Raw genomic sequence first — 19,459 nt, forward strand, 5'->3', positions numbered from 1 at the left:
GGCACGCCATCGTGCCGGAGGGAACCAGCCCCCGACGCGCCCATCCCAAACGGCTCGAAGGCGAGCCGTCTCCATTCGAGCCGTCTCGCGCCACGGTTTCGGGTTGCAGACGAAGTTAACCGTCCCACACTGAACCGGTGAGCTTTGCCCTCTTCGAAAAACCCCTTTTTTACATGGGGGAACATTACGTTTCTTTCCTGGGATTGATGGCCTTCGGCGGCCTTTTCGCGGCCGGTCTCCTCATGGCCCGGGGACTCCAGAGCGAGCTCGTTCGGCGCTTCCTGGCCCGGTTTAAACTCGATACCAATTTTATCGCGATCGTCACCACGATCCTGAGCGCGACCTCGCTGGTTTTTTTCACAGTCAACGCGGTGAACGCCGCCGGCATCCCGCTGCTTTGGACCGCGCCCCTGCCGGGAATCGCTCTGAGCCTGCTCCAGGTCTTTCTCCTAATTACAATGCTGGTCTCCGTTTTCTGGGTCTCCTCGCGAACGAAGCGTTTTCTCTTCAACCGCTACCTGGTCAGAAGCGGGCTCGACCGCTCACTCCAGTACGCCATCGCTCAAATCGTCAGCAACCTGGTCCTCGTCATCGGCATCTTCCTGGTTCTTGAAAACACCGGAATCCATCTCGGCGCCCTCACCGTTTTTGCCGGTGCGGTCGGCGTCGGCGTCGGCTTCGGTTTGCAGAACATCGCCAGCAATTTCATCAGCGGCCTCGTCATCCTGGCGGAGCGCCCGATCACCATTGGCGACCGGGTGGAAGTCGCGGGCGTGGTCGGCCAGGTTCAGCAGATTCGCGCCCGGAGTACCGTGATTCTGACCAACGACAATATCTCGATGATCGTGCCGAACACGAAATTCATCGATTCGCCCGTCACCAACTGGACCTACGGCGATCCCCGGGTGCGGTTTCGCATTCCGATCGGGGTGGCTTACGGGAGTGACGTCAACAAAGTGCGGGAAGCGCTCATCGCCGCCGGCAGCAGCAACGCTCATGTCCTGACCGATCCCGCTCCGAGCGTGTTCCTCAAGCAGTTCGGGGAAAGCTCGATCGACTTCGAACTGGTGGTCTGGAGCAGCGAAATGAGCCATCGGCCCAGCCGTTTCAAGAGCGACCTGAATTTCGCCATCGAAGAAAAGCTGCGCGAGGCCGGGATCGAGATTCCCTTCCCGCAACGCGATCTGCATATCCGGAGCGGCGGCCCGAAGGCAGATCTTCTGTAGCCGGTCGCCGCGGCGACCGATCAATGCTAACCGCGATGCTCACTGATCAAACGATCCCCTTCAGCAGTGGCGTCGCCCGTATCCTATCGCGCCGTGACCTCGCCCAGCACGAAGCCTGGACGCGCGCGTTCGAAGGCAAATCGAAGGACCACCGTTTCTACGAAATCGTGGCCGATACCCTCGGTTCGAATTTCGAGCACCATTATCTTCTGCTCGAAGACAGCGCCGGAAAGGTTCGGGGCATTCAGCCGGTCTTCTTCGTGCAGCAAAACCTGGTGGAAGGAATTCCGGGGCTTCGCGCTGCGGTCGAAAAAATTCGGCGCCGGTTTCCGCGGTTTCTGACCATGCGCCTGCTCATGATCGGAAACGCGGCGGGCGAAGGACACCTGTCGGGGTGCGCGGCTGGCGACGAAGCCTGGGTGGCGCGGGCTCTTCGCGAGGTTCTGCCCATTTTCGCGCGGCAATCGAAAGCGTCGCTCATCGTCTTCAAGGATTTTCCGGCGACTTACCGCGACGCGCTGACCGATCTCGCGCAGGCCGGGTTCACCCGCGTTCCAAGCATGCCGATGACGGAGCTGACGCTCGATTACCGCGACTTCGATCATTACGTGACGACGCTCGGCGCTTCGACTCGAAAAGATCTGCGGCGAAAATTCCGGCGGATCGCGCAGGCCGAACCGATCAGAGTGGAAGTGACGGCCGATCTCACCCCGTACGTCGACGAAGTTTATCCGCTCTATCTCCAGGTCCATGAGCGTTCGCCCATGAAGTTCGAGCGCCTGACGAAGCAGTATCTCTCCGAGCTCGGCCGCCGAATGCCGGACCGCGTCCGTTTTTTTATCTGGCGCCAGCATGAAAAGGCGATTGCGTTTAGTGTCGCGCTCGTGCATGAGGGCACGATCTACGACGATTACCTGGGCTTGGATTACCGCGTGGCGCTTGATCTTCATCTCTACTTTTACACGTTGCGCGACATTCTGAGCTGGTCGCTCGAGCAGGGACTAAAACGTTATCGAAGCAGTCCGCTGAATTATCAGCCGAAGCTGCATCTCGGGTGCACGCTCTACCCCCTCGATCTCTATGTCCGCCACGCTAATCCCGCCTTGAACAAGGCTTTTCGGCCCTTCTTGAAATTGCTTCAACCGACGCGGCACGACCCGGTGTTGCAACGTTTCCCAAACGCGCCCGAACTCCATGGCGAGCGAAAGTAGACCGACTGGCTTCCGCAATCCGTGGCTGTATCTCGTGATCAGCGTGAGCTGCGTGACGATCTACGAGCTGCTCCTTAAACGCGGCGCCCGTGAGACGGCCAACCCAAATTCGAGCTGGTCCTGGACCGGCCTTTCCGGGCTCGGGTCGATCTATGTCTGGATCGCGATCGTATTCGTGATCATAAGCCTCCTCACCTGGCTGTATGTGCTCCGGTATCTTCCGCTCTCGATCGCGTTTCCGATTTCGCAGGCGGTCCATGTCCTGGTGCCGCTCGGAAGCTGGCTCATCCTGGGAGAGAATATCATCACCTTGCGCTGGGTCGGGATCGCCTTTGTGTCGTTAGGCCTGGCCGTGGTGGCGAGGCCGGTGGCGAGCATTGAGGAGGAGTTATGACCGCCGTCGCTCTCGCCATTGTCCTGGTCGCTCTGATCGCCCACACCGCGGGGCAGGTCTTCCTGAAACACGCCATGGCTTCTTCGCATACCGACGCGGGGTTTCGCTCGCGAAAGGTCGTCCTTCCGTTTGCCATCGGGATCGCGCTCATGACCACGCAATTTTTCCTAAACCTGGGACTTCTGCAGCGTTACGACCTCAGCTTCATCTACCCTTTCCAGGGATTGGGAGTGCTCATCATCACGTTCATTGCCGGGGTGACTTTGCGGGAAAAGCTCTCTCTCCAGCTCGTTTTCGGCTCGGCCCTGATCAGCCTCGGGGTGGTGCTGGTCTCAATGACCTAGGTAGGGACACGGCGCGCTGCGGCGTCCGCTTTGTCGCATCTACGCCACCAAGGACGCACGCGGACGCCGCAGCGCGGCGTCCCTACCCACCCAGGAGCGGCCACAATCGGCTAAACGCTCGCAAATTCACTTCACGCGCCGCGTCGAGGTTTTGCCCCTGCAGCTTCGGATGGTCGATCTCGGCGGCGAACCGCTGTTTCGCTCGCGCATATTTCGGCGGCGAGAACGCGCCACAGATGTCGCCGGCCACGATCTTTGCTTTCGCGCGCAGCTGGTTGAGCGCCCAGGCCACATCGTCGAGGGCGAAGCGTCCGCTCTCCCAATTGGTCATCGCATCTTCGGCTCGCAGGCAATCGAGATCGATCGTCACGTACAAATTTGCCTCGCTTAAGCCTTGCGCGAACTGGGTGAACTTCGCCCGCCAGTTCGAACTCAGGATCGCACCCCGGCGGTCGTGGTCCCTGACTGGGTGCCCATCCGCCCAGGGGTGGACCTCCAACTCGCCAGTTCGTTCTGCGCGCCGATTCCCGAATAAGTTTCGCGGCCACCAACATTCGAAATTGCCGCAACCCCAAACGCAGACCTTTTGCACCTGCGGGAGCTCGAGCGCGCGATTGACCCACCCACCGCAACCCCACCGCGGCGGCCGCACGTCCCAGTCCGGATGATTATCAAACGAAACGAGCACAAACGGCTCAGTCAGCCGCCGAATCCAGAGCCCGCTCAGGTGATGAAAATCGCCCGAGCCATAAACGAGAAATGGCGCCACCCGCGGGCCGTATGCATGGAAGAACTCTTCGACCAACCGGCTCGGGGCCGAGAATCGGAGGCGCGGCCCCCATTCCCGCGCATCCACCGTCGGCAGATCGCTGGGCAAACCGGCCCAGGCGTCATCAAGGTTGAGGTGCAAAGTTCGAAATCCCTATGCGCGCAGTTCCCCGGGCGCAAGCGAAGTTAAGGTGCATGGCGAACCACAAAACCAACGGTCCCGGGAAAAATGGCGGGAACAGCGGTAACGACCGCGATCTCTTCTGCCGAATCCGCGATGCCTTCGGGGTCTTCGCGCGAAAGACCTCGAATATTCTGGGAAGCGCATGGGCGTTCGTCATCGCGCTCCTGATCATCGTCGTCTGGGCGATTACCGGTCCGACCTTTCATTACTCGGATACCTGGCAGCTCATTATCAACACGGGGACAACCATCGTGACCTTCTTGATGGTGTTCCTGATCCAGAATACCCAGAACCGCGACGCGAAAGCGGTGCATTTGAAACTCGACGAGCTCATCCGCGCTCTGGGCCCTGCCCGGAACAAGCTGGTCGATTTGGAAAAACTGTCTGACGACGAACTCAAAGCGCTGGAGGGCGAATTCGAAAGGCTCCGCCAGAAGGCAGAAGGCGCTAAAGAGGAAGTCGAAGAGCTGGAGGAGACAGCCAAAAAGTAGTTTCGCTAATCTGGCGGAGCCAGCGCTTCGCCGGAGCGGACGAAAGCTTTGCCGCTCGGACAAAGCTTGAAGATCTCGCAGCGGTGACAATCCGGCTTGCGGGCGAAGCAACGCCGCCGGCCGTGCCAGATCAGCCAGTGGCTCCAGTTCGTCCAATGCTCCTTCGGGACGAGCTTCATCAGGTCCTGCTCGATTTTTTCCGGGTCGGTCTGGCGCGTGATCTTGAAGCGATGCGACAGCCGCATCACGTGAGTGTCGACGACGATTCCTTCGTCCTTATGAAAGGCATTGCCGAGCACGACGTTGGCCGTCTTTCGGCCGACGCCCGGCAGACCATGCAACTGCTCCATCGTATCGGGAACCTGGCCCCCGTGCTTTGCGACAACTGCCGCCGCCATGCCGCGAAGACTCTTCGTTTTGCTCCGGAAAAAGCCGGTAGTCCGAATCATTTTCTCGAGGGTAGCCGGCGGAGCTTTTGCGTAATCGGCGGCTGATTTGTACTTCGCAAACAAGGCGGGGGTGACGGCGTTCACCCGCTTGTCGGTGCACTGCGCCGACAAAATTGTCGCGACCAGCAGCTCGAGCGGATTCCGAAAATCGAGCTCACAATGCGCGTTCGGATAAACCTTCGGCAGCGCTTTGACCAGCGCCGCCACGCGTTCGCGCACCGTCATCGCGACGCCCCTCCTTTGCCTACCACCGCTTTCGCCCTGTTAACGGCGCTCCGCGCCCAGGCAAACTCCGTGGCCAGGATCGCGAGACCGATCGGAATCACAATGAAGGCGGGACCGGGTAAAACGATCAGCGCGATCCCGATCGCGAGCACGGTGCCGCCGATAATTCCGATGACGAGTTTGCGGAGGGAGGTAACCAGGAATCTCATCACGCGTTAGTCGCCGCGCTTCGATAATGCGTCAATGATTCTGTAGCCGTCGCCCTGCGGGCGATGCCGGGATCGCAGCCACGCTTAGCCACAGCTGCCCAGGCGAGAAGAGGCCAAAGGCGTCACTCAACTTAGCCTGGGGCAACGCCCCAGGATCCTGAACGTATCAGGAACCAGCGCTGAAAGCGCGATTCACGCCGTCGCCGGACACTCCCGGACTGAATCGCGCCTTCAGCGCTAGGCCCAATCCAATAATTCGAATTCCTGGGGCGATGCCCCAGGCTATCATTCACGTCGCGCCGATGGCGCTCTACGCTTCGCTTAGCGAAGCGCCCACGGAAGACCGCTACGCAACGAATGGAGCGAGCTTTTGCTGCAGCTGCGGCGGGGTGTGCGCGACGATCAACGCAAATTCCCCTTCGTAGCGCAACTCCAGCACGTGGCCGACGCGATGGATTTCCGCGATCAATCCCGGTTCGGAAAGCGGCACCCGAAAGCGCGAGCGCAGCCGCCAGGCGCCAAGTTGATCCTGCAGCGCCTGAACCAAACCGGACACCCCAATTCCTTTTCGGGCCGAGATCGCCACGCTGCCCGGGAATTTCTTTGCATAAACCTCGACCAGCTCATCGTTCTCGAGCAGGTCGATTTTGTTAAAGACCATGAGCGTTTGTTTTCCGAAAGCGCCCAGCTCCTTGATCACGGTGTCCACCGCTTCGATATGCTCGTCGACGCGCGGGTGGCTGAGATCGACCACGTGGATCAGCAGGTCGGCCTCGCTCACTTCTTCGAGAGTCGCCTTGAAAGACTCGATCAGGGTGTGGGGCAGTTTGCGCAAAAAACCGACCGTATCGGTGAGCAGGAGGCGTTGCCGGTTCGGCAGCGTCAGGTTGCGGGTCGTGGGATCGAGCGTGGCAAACAGTTTGTCCTCGGCGACGACATCGGCGCCCGTGAGCAGGTTTAACAAAGTCGATTTTCCGGCGTTCGTATACCCGACCACGGCCGCGACGGGCCATTGATGGCGTTTCCGCCCCTGGCGCTGGACCAGGCGGACTCTGCGAACACCTTCCAGCTCGCGCTCCAAACGCGCGATCCGTTCCTGGACGCGGCGTCGATCAACTTCGAGCTGAGTCTCACCCGGCCCGCGGGTTCCGATCCCGCCCGTTTGCCGCGAAAGGTGCGTCCACATCCGCGTCAAGCGCGGCAGAAGATATTGCAATTGCGCCAGCTCGATCTGGAGGCGGCCTTCCCGGCTGCGGGCGCGTTGCGCGAAGATGTCGAGAATGAGCTGGGTGCGATCGAGCACTTTTCGCGACAGAAGATTCTCGAGGTTGCGCCCCTGGGCCGGTGAAAGCTCGTCGTCGAATATCACCGAGGTGACGGACTGGTCCTTGAACGACTCCTTGATCAGTTCTGCTTTGCCTTTGCCGATATAATAGGGTGCGGTCGGCTTTTGGAGTTTTTGCGTCACCGTGTCGACCACTTCCGCGCCGGCGGAATTCGCCAGCTCGGCGAGTTCTTCCATCGAATCGCGGAGATCCCATTTCGAGATCCCTTCCTGCTCGAGACCGATCAGGAGCGCGCGCTCCTGTTTCTTTTTCGGACTAACGTCAATCATCCAGAGGTGAGAACACGCGACACACTTTGCGAGATGAACTCGACGGCTTCAGCAGAATCGTGCGCGGAAAGGTTCAGCGACGGAAAATTAGTTTGCCCGCGAAACCAGGTCAACTGCCTTTTGGCGTAGCGGCGCGTGGCCTGCTGAATTTCCGCGATGCATTCCGCCTGCGAGATCTCGCCGGCAATAAGGGAACGGATCTCGCGCAGGCCCAGCGTTTGGGCGGCGGTCGGGCCGACATTTTTCACATCACGCACTTCTTCTAAAACACCGGCTGCGAACATTTGTTCCACTCGGCGATCTATGCGCGCGGATAACTCAGCCCGGTCGCGTTCGAGCCGAACGCCGTTCGCGGAAGCCGAGTCCTTCCATTCGCCTCGCTGCGCGGAAAAACGCCGGCCCGTCAGCAAGCAAACTTCCACGGCGCGAACCAGGCGCCGCCGATTATGCCGGTCGATCTTTTCGGCCGTCACCGGATCCAGGGCGACGAGGCTCCGCAATAATTCTTCGTTCGTGGCGCCTTCGAGCCTTTGGCGCAGTGGCTGATCGGCGGCTGGCAGCGAGGCCAGTCCGTGGGTGAGCGCTTTGATATAGAGACCCGTTCCACCAACGACGATCACCGGCTTGCCGCGTCCAATAATCTCACTCGCGGCGTCGCGAAACTTTTCCGCGTTCATTTCCTCGCTCAGCGGCACGGCGCCAATCAAGTGATGGGGCGCCTTCGCCAATGTCTCGCGGTCCGGTTTCGCCGTTAAGATGTCGAGCCCGCAATAAATCTGGAAGGCGTCGGCGCTGAGAACCTCGGCCCCAAGCCGATGCGCGACCTCGGCCGCGATTTCGGACTTTCCGACTGCAGTCGGGCCGACGATGTAGAAAACGCGTTTCATCGATCTACTTCGTAATCGTGCTCGTGCTCATGCTCGTGCTCGATCTGCTTCCCCCGAGCACGAGCACGATTGAGAAACAAAAAACCGGGAGACCGGTTTTCACCGTGTCTCCCGGTTTCGCAATTCAAGAGCTCGTCAGGCAGCGGAGTGATGCTCGCTCGATTTCGCCCCGCTCACGACCAGCTTCCGGCCCAGAAATTCCTTGTCGTGCAATTCCTCAACGGCGCGCTTGGCTTCGTCGACAGTTTGCATCTGGACAAAGGCGAACCCTTTCGAACGCTGATTATGTTTATAGGTCACGACTTCGGCGTTCTGGACTGCGCCGACCCCGTTGAAGAGCTCGAACAAGTCGCTCTCCGTCGCATCAAACGACAGGTTCCCGACGTAAAGCCGGGGCGTAGTCACTTCGACTGCTTCCGGCTTGCGCGAGGGGCGTGACGGTTCCGAACCGTTGCTGCGGGGTGACTGCATCGGCCGAGCCGCCGGTTTTCCGCCGCCGGTGAAAAAAGCCGTGATTTTCTGCCAGAACGATTTCTTCGCTGGTGTGCGCGAGGGCGCACTCTGGTAGCGCGGGCGATTGTCGCCCCTTCTGCGGGAGCCGCCGCGTGGTCGCCGGCCGTTCCTCCCTGATGAATGAGATGCCATATTGATCCTCAGATATTACCCAATTGTTATTTGGGCGGAGCGCATCAGTTGATGCACAGTCCGTGGCGCGCGAACCCGAAACGCTCCCAAAAAGGAGCCAGTAAGCAATCTGCAGCGCCGGTGGAAACTCCGCCTCGTGGAGCCGGGGGTTCGTTCGTAAAAAACGGCGGTCCGCACCAGTCAACCAACGAAACAGCCCCAAAGCGAAAGGACGCGTCTGGATTTGGCAAACACTGAGTCGTCGTGAAAAGCGAACGTCCGGGTTAACGAAGAACATTCCCGACATCTGCGGGAATTATGGCTTGTACAAGGCCGATTGCAAGGGCGGCCTGAACCGCCGCCGAGCTGGCAGGGGAAAACGTCCAACGTCCAACGTCCAACGCTCAACATCCAACGTCGAATTCCAGAGCAAGCAGCTTGCTCCCCTCTCCTATTTCGACGTTGGACGTTGGACGTTGGACGTTGGACGTTTGTTTTTCTCCTTTTGCTTTGCCCGGAACCAATCCACGAACTTCGGCAGCCCCGCGCTCAACGGCGTCGTCGGGTTGTACCCCAACAGCCTCCTCGCCTTCGAAATATCCGCGCAGGTCAGCGGGACGTCACCGGCCTGTTCCGGCAGCTGATTAATCGTCGCTTTCTTTCCGACCGTCTTTTCAATCGCGGCAATCAGGTCTTTCAACTGGATCGTCTCGCTCTCGCCCAGATTGAACAAATCGTAGAGCGGCCCGTTGTAATCGAACGCGGCCATCACTCCCTGGATGATGTCGTCGATGTAGGTGTAGTCGCGCCGCGTGGTTCCGTCACCGAATTGGTTGATCGGTTCGCCGGCCAGAATTTTCCGCGTGAACTGATGGATCGCCAGGTCGGGCCGTTGTCGCGCGCCATAGACGGTAAAAAACCGGAGCGCCACAATCCGCATTTGGTAAAGATGCGAGTAAGTGGAGCAGAGAAACTCTCCCGCGACTTTCGTGGCCGCATACGGACTGATTGTTTGGGTGAGACGGAACTCTTCCGAAAATGGAACTTCCTTGCAGATCCCGTAGACCGATGAGCTCGACGCGAAGATGAACCGGCCTACGCCCGTCTGCCGGGCGGCGTCCAGAAGATTCAGGGTCCCGCCAACGTTCGTCTCGTAATAAAGCTGCGGTTGCTGGATCGACGGCCGCACCCCGGCTCGCGCGGCCAGGTGCGCGACCGTGTCAAATTTCTCGTTCTGAAAAAGCTGCGTCACCGCCGCGCCGTCGCGCAAATCGAGCCGATGAATCGGGACCTCAGCGGCGAAGGCTTCAACGTTGGCCCGCTTGATCTGGGGATCGTAAAAGTCATTGAAATCGTCGATGATCGAGACTTCGTGTCCGGCGGCGAGTAATTTCTCGACGAGGTGCGAGCCGATAAACCCTGCCCCGCCCGTGACCAGAATGCGCATCGCGCGAGCGTAAAGATGAAGCTAATTACGAGCAAGGGAAGAACGCGGCCCTAATCAGCCATGAAACGATTGTTGCACTTTCCGCGAGACTTCCTCCGGAGCGTTCGACGCGCCGGGCGCCGGCATTTTTTTCCGGTACTGTCCAGTGGTGACGGAAGCCTTAAGCTGCCGCCGGCGCTCATGCTCGATTCCGTCTGGCGCGCGTCACCCGGCGGACGGATGAAGCTCTTTCGCCGGTTGCTTCCCTATCTTTCCGCAGGGGCTCCCGCTTCATCCAGCGAAGTGTGTGAGATCAATTCATTGGCCGAGTTTGAAACCGGTTACGCTCGCCTCGCCGCCATGCTGGGACGGGCGGGCAAGATTCCGCCGCCGGGCGAGGCCGAATTTCTTCGGACGATGGTAAATCAACCGATGCAGCATCCGGGAACCATTGAAGCGAGCGATTACTTTTTCCTGACCGCTTTCGTCAGCATTCTCGCCCCGCAACGGGTCATTGAAATTGGAACGCTGACCGGTTTTTCGGCGGCAATTATCGCCGCGGCGCTCCGTCGCCAGGCCGGGGAGGACCGATCGAGATGGGTCGACACGATCGACCACGCCCGAAACTGCTTCATCGATCAGACACGCCTGACGGGATTTGAGATCGCCGAAGCGTTTCCTGAACTGGCATCGATGATTCGCCTGCACGTTCCCCACGATTCGACACACGTCGGCAAGCTCGCCAAACCGGGTGAGCTTGAAATCGGCTTCATCGATGCAGATCACCAGCATCCCTTCCCGTTGCTGGATCTCCTGCGGCTTGCTCCCTACCTGAGACGCGGCGGATGGATCCTGTTGCACGACATTCAACTGGGTACAAAGGCCCGGAAGGCGAAAGGCGCCGATCCGACCTTGCGCTGGGGAGCGGCGGAAGGGGCGGAGTGGCTCTTTGAATCATGGCCGTTCCGAAAAATCAGCGGCGGGAATATCGGGGCCGTCCAGCTTCCGGACGAACGAAGCGCGCTCATTCCCTTTGCTTTGCGGCTGATGTCGCGGCCGTATGAAATCAAAGGGGGCAGCGCCCTCACCGCGGACCGCGCCCTGCGTCTAAGCTTCAACGCCTTGGTTTGATGGACCGCCCTGCCAGGCTAAAAGCGCCCGCGATGGGCAAGCAGATAAACCCAATTCACAACGATCAGCGCGACCACGCCGATGCGTACGGCGGTTTTTTCCCTGGCTGTCCAATCGACCAACCGCGCTCGCGGTAACCCACCGAGCAACACGATCGCCGCATAAAGATCGTACAAGGCCAGGCCGCAAAGCGTAACGAATGCCAGCGGATTCCATAGCCATGCGGCGCTAAAGCTACCGTGGAGAAGCGCCATCGAGCACCGCGTGGCGCCACAGGTCAGGCACGGATAACCCGTGATTGCGAGGAAGGGGCAATGCGGCATCGGCAACCCAAGCCTTAGCCAGATCGCACCACCAACCGCCGCCGCCACGGAGACCGCAAGCCAGACCAGCTCGTAATTGAATTCGCCGGGCGCGAGTTTTCGCCAGACCAAGCGCATCGATTCGAAGGCGCGGCGAAATCGCGCTCAGTGTTTGTTCAGAAGTTGGCTGAGCCCGCCGAACCCGCCCAGGATCACGCCGAGGAGAAGGCTGAGGCCGCAGCAAACAATCAGCGGCAGGAAAATCGCCATGAGCGCCTTGCCGGTGGTGGTCGGGTGCGCGCGGGAGAGGCCGATGCAGTTGAGGACGATCTGGTAAACAGCGGCGATGAGCCCGCCGCACATCGGAATCATGGAAAACAGGTTCGCGGCGCCGCCCGCGAAGCAAACTACGCGAAACGTCGTCTCGAACGAGCGATTCGCGCCGCCGACAAGCATTAGGCAGACATGCAAAATGGCGCCGCCGATAAACAGTCCCATCACCACCAGCAACGGGGAAATCACCGCGTAAATGATGATGAACGCCCAGTGGCCCAGTCCAAAAAAATGAGACAGATCATTGCCGCTGTTGAAGCCGGGGATCGACTGCATCAGGCCTTGGAACAAAATCGAGACAACCGAACCCGCGCATCCGCCGATTAAGCCAAACAGAAGTGGGTCCATCAATCCGCCCTCGGGTCGCATCATTGCGAACGCGTCGCCCGGCTTCGCGATCAGGAGACTCACCGTGTCGAGCCACGCCTTCACGAGCCCGATTTGCTCACGATTCTCCCAGGGCAAACCGGAGCCCGGCGCTGCCGCAGGCGCGACCGCCAGCGGGGCGGCGCCCGGCGCGGCAGCCGCTGTTGAAGCAACAAACTCGCTCAGCGGGCGCCAGTCACTCATACCGTTCTGCCAGCCGAGATCGGTGGGACGAAACTGGCCCGTGCTCAGTCCCTGCTGAATTTGTTCGAGGGTAAATTCGCCCAGCTTGGCGCCATCGCGCGCGACATGAATCATCGGCATGGGCCTGTTCTAACGAACAGCCATCGCCAAGTCAATTGCCGCGCATGCTCTTGAAGCTACAACTTCAGTCGAAGCGGCTTTTTGTCGGCGACGCGCCCGGAGCGTCGAGCGCGCGCCAGAAATACCACGCCGCGACCGACCGATAAGGCCGCCATTTCTCGCCGATTTTCGCGAACTGTTTCGGGGTCGGCAATTTTCTGCGGCCGAACGTCTTGGCGAAGCCTTTCTGGACTCCGTAATCGGCCAGGGGCCAGACATCGAGCCGGCCCAGCTCGAACAGGAGCAGCATCTCCACGGTCCATCGCCCGATCCCGAGCACTTTGGTCAGGCGCTCGATGATTTCCTCGTCGGTCATTCGCACAAGTTCGCGGCGACCTGGGACCGTGCCGTCCAGCGTTTTCGCGGCGAGATCCTTGAGCGCGGCGGTCTTGCTGCCGGAAAGGCCACAAGCGCGGAGAGTTTCGTCCGGCGTCTTCAGGACGGCCGCCGGATCGAGCCATTTGCGTTTGCCGTAAAGCGCGCGCACGCGTCCCCAGATCGTGGCGGCCGCCTTTCCGCTAAGCTGCTGATAGGCGATCGATTCCGCCAAGGCATCGAAAGGCCGCACCAGCTCGTTTGCCACCACGTCGAACCGGCGGGACCGCCCGATGAGGTCCGCGAAGCGGGGGTCCGACTGGGCGAGATGGTCGATGGCCTTCTTCACCCACCTTTTGAACAATAAATCGCGCCTCCAGACAAATCCGTTTTGTCCCGGGCCACGAATCAGCTACGATCCCGCCGATGAAGAAAGCCGCCTGCTGCCTTTTCCTGCTCTGCCTCGCCGCCACGCGGATGTGGGGATTGACGCTCCGTGGCGCGGTTGAATCGATCGGCGACGAGAAACCGGAGCCGGTCTCGCTCGACCTTATCGAGATCGAATCGAGCTATGTGACCGGAAGCGATCTGCATCGCAACGTCAGCTTTGGCGATCAGGACGCGATCCAGAACTCGTTTTCCTACGCGCATCGCATCCTCCTCCACGGCAATCTCTACCTCCGTCTCGGAATCGACTATGCCCGCTTCGATTTCAGCAGCACGTCCGCCCCAGTGCCGGATCATTTGCAAAGCGTGGCCGCGGTGGTGGGCGTCGACTACATGCACAACAACGACGTGGGCGCCTTCCTCCAGGTGAAGCCCGGTTTTTACACCGAGGATAACGTCGACAGCGCCTCGTTCGACGCCCCCATCACCCTGGGACGCATCTTTGTTTTGCAGACCGATCACCTCTATCTCTTCACAGGACTGAACGCGTCGTTCCTGCGGGGACGCTTCCCCGTGGTCCCGCTGGTCGGTCTGATCTGGATGCCGGACGACAAATGGAAAGTGCTCGGCCTGTTGCCGGAGCCGCGCGTCATCTATTCGCCTAACGACAAATGGGATTTCTGGCTGGGCGGCGAGCTGACCGGCGGCTCCTTCCGGACCGATCGGAAGGACACGATCTTCCCGTCGAAACTAAACGGCGCTGAAGTCGATTATACGGAATATCGCGCCGGCGGCGGATTCATTTACTCGCCCTGCAATAATGTTTCGATCGATCTCGGCGGCGGCTACGCGATCCGGCGCGAGTTTGATTTCCACCGGGCCGATATCCGCTACAAGGCCGACGGTGCGCCGTACCTGCGGGTCGAATTCAAAGCGAAGTTCTAACTCGGTTATTGCTCCACTCGCCGCAGCAAATAGATGGCGCCGAGAAAGGTGATCACCACGCCGGCGAACAGCATGACGAGGTCGAACGCGTAGAACCGCGGCGCCGCGCCGTAAAGGTTCACCAACCGGAAGGCGCGACAAAAATGGGTGAGCGGGAAGAGTTCCGAAATGTAACGAATGGCCTTGGGCAGTTGCTCCAACGGAGCGAACGCGCCGGAGAGGACGAACACCGGCAGGAGAAAGAAAACCGAGAACTGAATTGCCTGCGTCTGGGTGCGCGAGATGGCGGAGATGAGCAGGCCAAGCCCGAGCGAGCAGAGCAGGAATAGGAAACAAATCAGGGCGAGCGCGGCCGGGTTGTTGAACTGGACCTGAAAATGCCAGGCCGTCAGCAGAATGATTAAGACGATCAGGACGATCGAGATGGCCAGGTACGGGATCACCTTCCCAAGCACGATCTCGCGCCGCCGCAGAGCGGTGACCATCAGTTGAAACAGCGTGCCGGCTTCGCGCTCCCGCGCCAGCGTGCAGGCCATGAGCGTGACAGTGATGAGCTGCAGGATGAGCCCAATCACGCCTGGCACGACGTAGTCGATGAAGCGCGTCTTTGGGTTGTAGAGAATCTTATGCTCCGTCGTCCAGGGCTCCATCATGGAAGTGAATTGCTTTCGCACTTCGACCGGCAATTTCTTGGCGAGGTCGAACACGTCTTCCGGCAACGCATCGATCATCACCGTGCGCTCGCTCAGTTGAAAATCGGCCAGCGTTTTCTGGATGCTGCCTTCGAGCTGTTCGGCGGTGTTCGTGTCGCTGCCGTCGAGAAAAAGCTGCAACGGCGCCGGCGTGCCGGCCGCGATACTGTCGCTCCAGCCTTTCGGGACAATCAGGGCCGCCTGGACACCATGGCCGAGCAAATCCTCTTCGTTGGTGGCCGACGCGGCCGGGGTTTGCCACGCAAAAGTCTTATTTGCCCGGACAAGTTCCACGAACCTGTCCGCGCGCTCGCTTTGATCGCGGTTGATCAGGAGCGCGGGGACCTCCGTCATTTCGCCGGCTTCGAAGGCGTGCCCAAACACGAGTGTAAAAACGGGCGGCAAGATGAGGAGCAACAGCAGGACGCGCCGGTCGCGAAAGATGTGGAGGAACTCCTTGTAGGCGACGCTCAGGATGGCGCTGAAAGATCGGCGGTTCATGGCAGCAAATGGACCCGGCACGTCAGCAAATGGAGCCGGCACGTCAGCAAATGGAGCCGGCACGCCCTCGTGCCGGTGAGATTCAGCGTGACCCAGCTCCAACGGCCCGACGGCGGGCCGTCTCCAATGGCTCCGGCGTCGCCCATAGGGCGACGGCTACAGAAAGCGTCGACGAATAAGCGTGTCATGATCTCGGTTTCAAAAGAGCGTCGTAGCCCTGCGAGTAAGCCGTGAAGACGTCTTCCATGTCGGGTTCCACCCATCGGTGGCCGCGCCATTTCAGACCGTCGAACGGCCATTGCGTTTCCCATTCATGGATGAGCTTCTCGGGATCGGCGGCATAAAGGCGGAGCGCGCCGCTCCGGAGCGAAACGCCAAGAATGTCGGATTGTTCCCGCAGCCGGACTAGCGCCGGCATTACCGGCTCGACGTCGATTTCGAGCAGCTTCGTCCGGAAGCTTTCCTTGAGTTCGCGCGGCGGCGCTTTGGCCAGGAGCCGGCCTTCCTCGATGAAACCGACCTCCGTACAGCGTTCCGCCTCATCCATGTAATGGGTCGTGACGAAAATAGTGATCCCGTGGTTGCTCAGGTCGTAGAGCAAATCCCAGATCTGCTGGCGATGAACCGGGTCGAGGCCGGAAGTCGGTTCGTCCAAAAACAGGAGCGGCGGATCGTGGACCAGCGCGCAAGACATAGCCAGCATCTGGCGCATGCCGCCGGAAAGTTCGCCGGCCATGGCGCGCCGTTTCTTTTCCAGGTCGGTTAGTTTCAAAAGGCGCTCCAGCCGCTCGGGGATTTCGTGGCGCGGCACCCGGCTGGCGCCGGCAAAAAAGCGGATGTTCTCCTCGACGGTCAGATCGCGATAAAGACTGAACCGTTGCGCGACATAACCGAATCGGCTCCGCGCCAGGTGGCGTTCCTTCCAGACATCGATACCAGAGATGGCGGCCCTGCCACTGGTGGGATGAACCAGGCCGCAGAGCATGCGGATCGTGGTGGTTTTCCCTGCGCCATTCGCCCCGAGAAAGCCAAAAATGGTCCCGGGCAAAATCGACAACGAGAGATCCTGGACGGCCTTGGTGTCGCCGTAGGATTTGCTCAGGCGGTCGAGAAAAATGGCCGGTTCGCTCATGAAAGATTTTTAATGGAGCCGGCCCGCCCCCGGGCCGCTGGAGGTAGATCATCGCTGGTCCCTTCGGCGCGAGGGCGCGCCGGCTCCAACTGTTGCAACCGAACCACTATGGGATAGATGTGACTTCTTCAAAATGGAAAAGAAAACAGGTGAAGCAACGCGGTTCCGCCCCGTCCAAAAAATCATGCGAATTCTTTCTCTTCTTTGTCTCGTTGGCCTGGCTGTTTCCAGAGCCGGGGCGGCCGATCCGGTGGCGGAAATGGCGAGCTTCTCGGTTTTTGACAAGATCGACCTCAACGAGCTGGCTAAGGGCGAGCCGAAGGTGGCGCATGGCCCGCCGCTGGGAGGTCGCTACATTTCGGCCCAGAGCTGCTTTGTCGTAGCCGGTGTTCCGGCGCGGGTGAGCGAAGCGCTGCGGCAGTGGAATCCGACGCGGCATTCCGAGCTCAAGGTGATGATTCACTCCGATCTGCCTTCGTCTCCGAGCGCGGCAAATTTTTCCCGGCTCTCGAGCGCGCCTGATAACAGCGCCGTCCGTGCGCTGGTCAGCGCCACCCAAAAACTTTCACCCGATCTCCAGATCAGCAAAGAGGAAGAAAAGAAGTTCGCCGCGGTGGCCGGCGCCACGACAATGACGGGCCCTGTCGCTGCCGCCTGGGCCGATGTCTTGAGCGCGCGCGCCCGAGCCGGTCGATCGTCGCAGCCCTCCTACAGTCACACCGCCCAGAACGCGAAGCCATCCGAAGAGCTCAATGCTTTGCTTAGCGCAAATGACAAAGTTCGCGGCCGATTCTCCGGCGTCCTCGGAGGCGGCGGCGAGCAATTCTGGGAATTGCTGACGGCGGATGAGATTGCGGTGCTGACGTTGGGCGCCTCCTATCGCCGATCGGGAGGCAACGGCACCTACCAGGCCGCGGATGCTCTATACTATGCCAGCGGCGGTTATTACGCCGGGCTCACCCTTTACCAGTTGTGGCCGATCGAAGCCGGCGGGCGCCCCGCAACCCTCGTCTGGCGAGGCGATTTCATCTCCTCGGCCACCATTGCGGGCCTCCATGGAATCGAACGGGTCGCTTCCGAATCGGCCATGATGCGGGATATTTCGAAGGCCGTTTCATCATTTCGGCGTGACATCGGGCCGGTTCGGTAGGCAGTCTGGCCGAACACCCGATTCCGGACGCATGAAAATAGCCCTCAAGATTGCCGCATTTTGCCTTGTCCTCACCGCCGCGAGGGCCTTCGCGGTCAAGGTCGAAACCTTCAGCACTTCGTCCAAGAACGTGGCGCTGGTCGAGTCGCAATCTTCATTCCCATTCGAGTTCGACGTGGAAGGCGCTTACTTCGGCAACGGCGATGTGCAGCGCGGCGAAAACGGTCTGCGGCGGATTACGGATTTCGACGGGAGCCAGGCTCGGGTCCGCTTCGTCTGGACTCCGCTCACCAAGATCGGGATTTTGCGGTTAGGTCTGCAGACAGAACGTTATTCCTTCAGTTTTGGAGGGAACGCCGCGATTCCGGACAACCTTCACGCCACCGCCCTCATCATCGGCCTCGACACCGAACTGTCCGATTCTTTCCTCATCCGGCTCGAAGCGCAGCCGGGATTTTACGGAACCGATTTTGATGACTTCGGTCAGGACACCTTCAACGTGCCGGTGGTAATCGGCGGCACCTACATTTTCAATTCCGACTTTCAAATTGTGTTCGGTATCGGCATCGATGGCTTGCGCCAATATCCGGTCCTGCCGGGCGGCGGGGTTCGCTGGAAATTCGCGCCGCAGTGGACCCTCAACGCCGTCGCGCCAACCCCGCGCCTGGAATACGAGCCCACCAGCAACTTGCTGCTCTACACTGGCGTCGATCTCCGTTTGAACGCCTACCGGGTGGACAAACAATTTGGCACTCGCCAGGGCAACACCGCCCTGAACCACGCCGCGATCACTTACAATGAAGTCCGGGTGGGCGGCGGTTTGGATTGGAAGTTGACGACGGCGATCAAATTATCGCTGGAGGGCGGGTTCATCCCCTATCGCGCGTTCGATTTCCATCGGACGGACGTCCGCTATAAACAGGACGGCGCGGTCCCCTACGGCATGCTGGCGTTTCGGGCGGCGTTCTAATCAGGAACGCGCTTCTCCTTTGGCTCGTTTCTCGTAGAGCTCTTCACGTCGATCTTTAAACACCGGCATTCGATCCCGGACGGAACGGATCGTTTCCTCCGAGACCTCCGCCACCGCCAGCTCTTCGCGATCGGCCGAAGCGGCGGCGACAATCACGCCGTAAGGATCGATGATGGCAGAGCCTCCGCAGCTCGACCCGCCGTCATCTTTGCCGACGCGGTTCGAAAGAATCACGTAACTCTGGTTTTCGATCGCGCGCGCGAGGGCGAGAACGCGCAGGTGCTCGGCTCGCGGAAATGGCCAGGCCGACGAGATGATGAAGACGTCAGTCCGCTGCCCGCAGGCAAGAATGCGGTAGACTTCCGGGAACCGGAGATCGTAGCAGATCGTGAGTCCGAGGCGAAGCGGTCCCCAGGGGAGACTAACCAGCTCGTTCCCCGGCGAAAAACATTTGTGCTCCTCGACGGGCGCCGAACCGAAGAGATGGGTCTTCCGATATTTTCCAACGACCTGGCCGGTTGCGTCGATCGCGACCTGCGAGTTGTAAATCGTACCGCCTTCCCGTTCCGACACGCCGCTGATTATCCCAATCCCCAGCTTCTTTGCCGTCTCCTGAAGCTGGGGAACCGCTCCTTCTGCCCAAGTGGTCGCCCGTTCCTGAATGACCGCCATTGAATAACCGGTGTCCGCCATCTCCGGGAAGACAACCAGCCCGGCGCCGGCCGTTTTCGCGCGTTCCGCGAAGTCGCGCATCTTGGCCACATTGGCGTCGATGTCGCCCCGAGAGCAGGCAATTTGAGCAGCGGCGATTTTCATTTT

Annotated in this window: 22 protein-coding genes; 9 read left to right on the forward strand and 13 right to left on the reverse strand. The window is 60.1% G+C overall.

Features of this window, described 5'->3' with window-relative positions; all coding sequences use genetic code 11:
* Positions 1 to 137: 137 nt before the first annotated feature.
* The 4 genes from VJU77_18455 to VJU77_18470 are packed head-to-tail and all read left to right on the forward strand — an operon-like array spanning position 138 to position 3,175.
* A complete protein-coding gene (locus VJU77_18455) occupies positions 138 to 1,226 on the forward strand; it encodes a mechanosensitive ion channel domain-containing protein (GenBank protein ID HKP05337.1) in 1,089 nt (362 codons plus the stop codon).
* A gap of 35 nt (positions 1,227 to 1,261) precedes the next feature.
* On the forward strand, positions 1,262 to 2,437 hold the full coding sequence (locus VJU77_18460) for a GNAT family N-acetyltransferase (GenBank protein ID HKP05338.1): 1,176 nt from the start codon (positions 1,262 to 1,264) through the stop codon (positions 2,435 to 2,437).
* Positions 2,421 to 2,831 carry a hypothetical protein gene (locus VJU77_18465; protein HKP05339.1) on the forward strand — a complete coding sequence of 137 codons (411 nt, stop codon included), beginning with the start codon at positions 2,421 to 2,423 and terminating at the stop codon, positions 2,829 to 2,831. The genes VJU77_18460 and VJU77_18465 overlap by 17 nt, the downstream gene beginning before the upstream one ends.
* Positions 2,828 to 3,175 carry a hypothetical protein gene (locus VJU77_18470; GenBank protein ID HKP05340.1) on the forward strand — a complete coding sequence of 116 codons (348 nt, stop codon included), beginning with the start codon at positions 2,828 to 2,830 and terminating at the stop codon, positions 3,173 to 3,175. Before VJU77_18465 ends, VJU77_18470 begins: the two co-directional genes overlap by 4 nt.
* An 82-nt stretch (positions 3,176 to 3,257) precedes the next feature.
* On the opposite strand, the gene VJU77_18475 is transcribed toward VJU77_18470, so the two are convergent.
* The gene (locus VJU77_18475; protein ID HKP05341.1) at positions 3,258 to 4,085 is read right to left on the reverse strand and encodes a hypothetical protein; all 828 of its coding nucleotides are present in this window, start codon (positions 4,083 to 4,085) and stop codon (positions 3,258 to 3,260) included.
* Between the two features lie 53 nt (positions 4,086 to 4,138).
* Here VJU77_18475 and VJU77_18480 point away from each other — a divergent pair, with 53 nt between their 5' ends.
* Entirely contained in the window at positions 4,139 to 4,618 is a 480-nt protein-coding gene (locus VJU77_18480; protein HKP05342.1) for a low affinity iron permease family protein, read from the forward strand.
* A gap of 5 nt (positions 4,619 to 4,623) precedes the next feature.
* On the opposite strand, the gene nth is transcribed toward VJU77_18480, so the two are convergent.
* The 6 genes from nth to VJU77_18510 form a co-directional block, all read right to left on the reverse strand.
* Positions 4,624 to 5,292: an endonuclease III gene (gene nth, locus VJU77_18485; GenBank protein HKP05343.1), complete on the reverse strand. Its 669-nt coding sequence runs from the start codon at positions 5,290 to 5,292 to the stop codon at positions 4,624 to 4,626.
* A complete protein-coding gene (locus tag VJU77_18490; protein ID HKP05344.1) occupies positions 5,289 to 5,501 on the reverse strand; it encodes a PGPGW domain-containing protein in 213 nt (70 codons plus the stop codon). The genes nth and VJU77_18490 overlap by 4 nt, the downstream gene beginning before the upstream one ends.
* A gap of 346 nt (positions 5,502 to 5,847) precedes the next feature.
* Positions 5,848 to 7,116 carry a GTPase HflX gene (gene hflX, locus VJU77_18495; GenBank protein HKP05345.1) on the reverse strand — a complete coding sequence of 423 codons (1,269 nt, stop codon included), beginning with the start codon at positions 7,114 to 7,116 and terminating at the stop codon, positions 5,848 to 5,850.
* Entirely contained in the window at positions 7,113 to 8,003 is an 891-nt protein-coding gene (gene miaA, locus VJU77_18500; protein HKP05346.1) for a tRNA (adenosine(37)-N6)-dimethylallyltransferase MiaA, read from the reverse strand. Before miaA ends, hflX begins: the two co-directional genes overlap by 4 nt.
* A 135-nt stretch (positions 8,004 to 8,138) precedes the next feature.
* Positions 8,139 to 8,474, reverse strand: a complete 336-nt coding sequence (locus VJU77_18505) for an RNA-binding protein (GenBank protein ID HKP05347.1) — start codon at positions 8,472 to 8,474, stop codon at positions 8,139 to 8,141.
* 604 nt (positions 8,475 to 9,078) lie between these two features.
* On the reverse strand, positions 9,079 to 10,074 hold the full coding sequence (locus VJU77_18510) for a GDP-mannose 4,6-dehydratase (protein HKP05348.1): 996 nt from the start codon (positions 10,072 to 10,074) through the stop codon (positions 9,079 to 9,081).
* Positions 10,075 to 10,134: 60 nt separating this feature from the next.
* Here VJU77_18510 and VJU77_18515 point away from each other — a divergent pair, with 60 nt between their 5' ends.
* Positions 10,135 to 11,184 carry a class I SAM-dependent methyltransferase gene (locus VJU77_18515; protein HKP05349.1) on the forward strand — a complete coding sequence of 350 codons (1,050 nt, stop codon included), beginning with the start codon at positions 10,135 to 10,137 and terminating at the stop codon, positions 11,182 to 11,184.
* Between the two features lie 17 nt (positions 11,185 to 11,201).
* On the opposite strand, the gene VJU77_18520 is transcribed toward VJU77_18515, so the two are convergent.
* The 3 genes from VJU77_18520 to VJU77_18530 all read right to left on the reverse strand — a co-directional run bounded on the left by VJU77_18520 (position 11,202) and on the right by VJU77_18530 (position 13,212).
* Positions 11,202 to 11,624: a DUF2752 domain-containing protein gene (locus VJU77_18520; protein HKP05350.1), complete on the reverse strand. Its 423-nt coding sequence runs from the start codon at positions 11,622 to 11,624 to the stop codon at positions 11,202 to 11,204.
* A gap of 27 nt (positions 11,625 to 11,651) precedes the next feature.
* Positions 11,652 to 12,509 (reverse strand): YIP1 family protein, encoded by an 858-nt coding sequence (locus VJU77_18525; protein HKP05351.1) that lies wholly within the window; start codon positions 12,507 to 12,509, stop codon positions 11,652 to 11,654.
* A gap of 64 nt (positions 12,510 to 12,573) precedes the next feature.
* On the reverse strand, positions 12,574 to 13,212 hold the full coding sequence (locus VJU77_18530) for a DNA-3-methyladenine glycosylase 2 family protein (protein ID HKP05352.1): 639 nt from the start codon (positions 13,210 to 13,212) through the stop codon (positions 12,574 to 12,576).
* Positions 13,213 to 13,289: 77 nt separating this feature from the next.
* Here VJU77_18530 and VJU77_18535 point away from each other — a divergent pair, with 77 nt between their 5' ends.
* Complete coding sequence (locus VJU77_18535) at positions 13,290 to 14,195, forward strand: hypothetical protein (GenBank protein HKP05353.1); 906 nt, start codon at positions 13,290 to 13,292, stop codon at positions 14,193 to 14,195.
* Between the two features lie 5 nt (positions 14,196 to 14,200).
* Here VJU77_18535 and VJU77_18540 read toward each other — a convergent pair whose 3' ends face one another.
* The gene (locus VJU77_18540) at positions 14,201 to 15,388 is read right to left on the reverse strand and encodes an ABC transporter permease (GenBank protein ID HKP05354.1); all 1,188 of its coding nucleotides are present in this window, start codon (positions 15,386 to 15,388) and stop codon (positions 14,201 to 14,203) included.
* Between the two features lie 184 nt (positions 15,389 to 15,572).
* Complete coding sequence (locus tag VJU77_18545) at positions 15,573 to 16,520, reverse strand: ABC transporter ATP-binding protein (GenBank protein ID HKP05355.1); 948 nt, start codon at positions 16,518 to 16,520, stop codon at positions 15,573 to 15,575.
* 184 nt (positions 16,521 to 16,704) lie between these two features.
* Here VJU77_18545 and VJU77_18550 point away from each other — a divergent pair, with 184 nt between their 5' ends.
* Complete coding sequence (locus VJU77_18550; protein HKP05356.1) at positions 16,705 to 17,670, forward strand: hypothetical protein; 966 nt, start codon at positions 16,705 to 16,707, stop codon at positions 17,668 to 17,670.
* 31 nt (positions 17,671 to 17,701) lie between these two features.
* A complete protein-coding gene (locus VJU77_18555) occupies positions 17,702 to 18,640 on the forward strand; it encodes a DUF6268 family outer membrane beta-barrel protein (GenBank protein ID HKP05357.1) in 939 nt (312 codons plus the stop codon).
* Here the strand turns inward: VJU77_18555 and VJU77_18560 are convergent, their stop codons facing one another.
* Positions 18,641 to 19,456 (reverse strand): nitrilase-related carbon-nitrogen hydrolase, encoded by an 816-nt coding sequence (locus VJU77_18560; GenBank protein ID HKP05358.1) that lies wholly within the window; start codon positions 19,454 to 19,456, stop codon positions 18,641 to 18,643.
* Positions 19,457 to 19,459: the final 3 nt, after the last annotated feature.

This window comes from Chthoniobacterales bacterium (genome assembly GCA_035274845.1).
GTDB lineage: Bacteria > Verrucomicrobiota > Verrucomicrobiia > Chthoniobacterales > UBA10450 > AV80.

Bases quoted from the DNA above. Each gene is read 5' to 3' on its own strand.
- VJU77_18460 (HKP05338.1), top strand. From the start codon at position 1,262: ATGCTCACTGATCAAACGATCCCCTTCAGCAGTGGCGTCGCCCGTATC.
- VJU77_18465 (HKP05339.1), top strand. From the start codon at position 2,421: ATGGCGAGCGAAAGTAGACCGACTGGCTTCCGCAATCCGTGGCTGTAT.
- VJU77_18470 (HKP05340.1), top strand. From the start codon at position 2,828: ATGACCGCCGTCGCTCTCGCCATTGTCCTGGTCGCTCTGATCGCCCAC.
- VJU77_18480 (HKP05342.1), top strand. From the start codon at position 4,139: ATGGCGAACCACAAAACCAACGGTCCCGGGAAAAATGGCGGGAACAGC.
- nth (HKP05343.1), bottom strand. From the start codon at position 5,292: ATGACGGTGCGCGAACGCGTGGCGGCGCTGGTCAAAGCGCTGCCGAAG.
- VJU77_18490 (HKP05344.1), bottom strand. From the start codon at position 5,501: ATGAGATTCCTGGTTACCTCCCTCCGCAAACTCGTCATCGGAATTATC.
- hflX (HKP05345.1), bottom strand. From the start codon at position 7,116: ATGATTGACGTTAGTCCGAAAAAGAAACAGGAGCGCGCGCTCCTGATC.
- miaA (HKP05346.1), bottom strand. From the start codon at position 8,003: ATGAAACGCGTTTTCTACATCGTCGGCCCGACTGCAGTCGGAAAGTCC.
- VJU77_18505 (HKP05347.1), bottom strand. From the start codon at position 8,474: ATGCAGTCACCCCGCAGCAACGGTTCGGAACCGTCACGCCCCTCGCGC.
- VJU77_18510 (HKP05348.1), bottom strand. From the start codon at position 10,074: ATGCGCATTCTGGTCACGGGCGGGGCAGGGTTTATCGGCTCGCACCTC.
- VJU77_18515 (HKP05349.1), top strand. From the start codon at position 10,135: ATGAAACGATTGTTGCACTTTCCGCGAGACTTCCTCCGGAGCGTTCGA.
- VJU77_18520 (HKP05350.1), bottom strand. From the start codon at position 11,624: ATGCGCTTGGTCTGGCGAAAACTCGCGCCCGGCGAATTCAATTACGAG.
- VJU77_18525 (HKP05351.1), bottom strand. From the start codon at position 12,509: ATGCCGATGATTCATGTCGCGCGCGATGGCGCCAAGCTGGGCGAATTT.
- VJU77_18535 (HKP05353.1), top strand. From the start codon at position 13,290: ATGAAGAAAGCCGCCTGCTGCCTTTTCCTGCTCTGCCTCGCCGCCACG.
- VJU77_18540 (HKP05354.1), bottom strand. From the start codon at position 15,388: ATGAACCGCCGATCTTTCAGCGCCATCCTGAGCGTCGCCTACAAGGAG.
- VJU77_18545 (HKP05355.1), bottom strand. From the start codon at position 16,520: ATGAGCGAACCGGCCATTTTTCTCGACCGCCTGAGCAAATCCTACGGC.
- VJU77_18550 (HKP05356.1), top strand. From the start codon at position 16,705: ATGCGAATTCTTTCTCTTCTTTGTCTCGTTGGCCTGGCTGTTTCCAGA.
- VJU77_18555 (HKP05357.1), top strand. From the start codon at position 17,702: ATGAAAATAGCCCTCAAGATTGCCGCATTTTGCCTTGTCCTCACCGCC.
- VJU77_18560 (HKP05358.1), bottom strand. From the start codon at position 19,456: ATGAAAATCGCCGCTGCTCAAATTGCCTGCTCTCGGGGCGACATCGAC.